1 protein-coding gene is annotated in these 635 nt (G+C 58.9%); it reads right to left on the reverse strand.

Annotated elements, in window-relative coordinates; genetic code table 11:
* A partial coding sequence (locus tag AC1D0P_RS26885; RefSeq protein WP_477679522.1) for a LysR family transcriptional regulator occupies window positions 1-384 on the reverse strand: 384 nt, incomplete at its 3' end.
* Between the last annotated feature and the right edge of the window lie 251 nt (window positions 385-635).

Genomic DNA, 635 nt, shown 5'->3' on the forward strand with positions numbered 1-635 from the left:
GGCATAGACGACCCTGAGTGCCAATTCCGGCTGGGCCGAGCGAAAATCCGCCAGCGCCGGGATCAGCCAACGGGCGGCAATCGACGGAATGCAGGCAATAGTCAGACCATGACCGGCGCCGGGCCGGCGGATCGCGCGGCACTGTGCCTCGATCTGGCGAAAGCTGTCGGTCACCACCAGGCTCAGGGCCAGTCCCGTCTCAGTGAGCGCGATGGCGCGGCCGGATTTCCGGAGCAGCGGCTGGCCGATCCAATCCTCGATATGGCGGATGTGATGCGAAATCGCCGCATGCGTCACATTCAATTCATCACCAGCCCGCGAAATACTGAGCAGGCGCGCGGCGGCCTCGAAGGCGCGAAGGGCATTGGCTGGTGGCAGATCCATATGTGAGGAAAACTAACTTATTGAATAAAACAGATCAATAGTCTTGGCTGCGGTTCCGGCTTAGCTTTCGGCATGCGACGTCGCCAAGGCGGCGTCATATGTCAATAAAACTGGGAGATAAGTTATGTTCAAGCGCAGCCTTGCCGATGTCGAAACCACGGATTTCTTCGTCAATTGGGGCAATGGCACCAGCCACCGCATGCTCACCGAAACCGACGGTATGGGTTTCACCGTCTGCCACACGATTGTCG

The sequence above is a fragment of the Polaromonas sp. P1_G2 genome, assembly GCF_056405515.1.